Origin of the sequence: Coprococcus sp. ART55/1 (assembly GCF_000210595.1) — a bacterium.
Taxonomy (GTDB): Bacteria; Bacillota; Clostridia; order Lachnospirales; family Lachnospiraceae; genus Coprococcus; species Coprococcus aceti.
Window position 1 is genome coordinate 565,155 of sequence record NC_021018.1, and the last position, 733, is coordinate 565,887.

The 733-nt window shown below is 39.2% G+C and carries 2 protein-coding genes; both read right to left on the bottom strand.

From position 1 onward, the window contains the following. Positions 1–39: 39 nt before the first annotated feature. Entirely contained in the window at positions 40–357 is a 318-nt protein-coding gene (locus tag CCU_RS02745; protein WP_015533471.1) for a WXG100 family type VII secretion target, read from the bottom strand. A gap of 18 nt (positions 358–375) precedes the next feature. Then, positions 376–675: a WXG100 family type VII secretion target gene (locus CCU_RS02750; RefSeq protein ID WP_015533472.1), complete on the bottom strand. Its 300-nt coding sequence runs from the start codon at positions 673–675 to the stop codon at positions 376–378. Positions 676–733: the final 58 nt, after the last annotated feature.

The window sequence follows — 733 nt, forward strand, 5'->3', positions numbered from 1 at the left end:
ATGCCATCTCTGATGGCTATCAGAGATGGCACTTCTTTCCTACGAAATAATATTTGCTGCAAGCGATTCCGTTGCCGCTGCATTCTTTTTCTCTGTTGTCGTATATTCTTTAGCAAGTTCTGTAAGATTATTTACATGTTCATTAATCATTCGGCCCATGGTATCCATATCCGTCTGCAGTTTTCTAAATTTGTTTATATACGATGCAGACGCATCTCCTGTCCATGATGATGAAAGTCCAGTGACATCATTCATCATATCATCTGTCAACGATTTCGTCTGAGTCATAACTGATTTAAAATCAGCAGCCTTAGCCTCCAATTCCGCCGGTGTGACTTTCAAATTCATATCTGACATATCTGTATTTTCCTCCCTTTAATACTTTCTCTGAGCCACTGTATTTGCATTTGTGGCTTCTGTAGTTTCATAATTAGCTATTATATTGTCCAGCGCTGAACAATACTGTTCTATCAGATTACTAAAATTTGTCATCTGTGAAACATCACTCTCAACTGCAGAGCTGAAAGCTTTTTTCGCGCTACCATCCCATGTACTGTTCAGAGCCTCCTTACTGTCTCTGAGCTTTGTTATCTGCTTCTTAAGAGACTGATTTTTCGAGCGAAGCTCTGTTGTTCTTTTCGTCATCTCTGACGATGTTACTGAAAATGCTCCCATACTTGATCCTTCCTTCTATTATTGATTTTGGTATATATTTGAAGCCTCCCGGCTCATA

Bases quoted from the DNA above. Each gene is read 5' to 3' on its own strand.
- CCU_RS02750 (WP_015533472.1), bottom strand. From the start codon at position 675: ATGGGAGCATTTTCAGTAACATCGTCAGAGATGACGAAAAGAACAACA.
- CCU_RS02745 (WP_015533471.1), bottom strand. From the start codon at position 357: ATGTCAGATATGAATTTGAAAGTCACACCGGCGGAATTGGAGGCTAAG.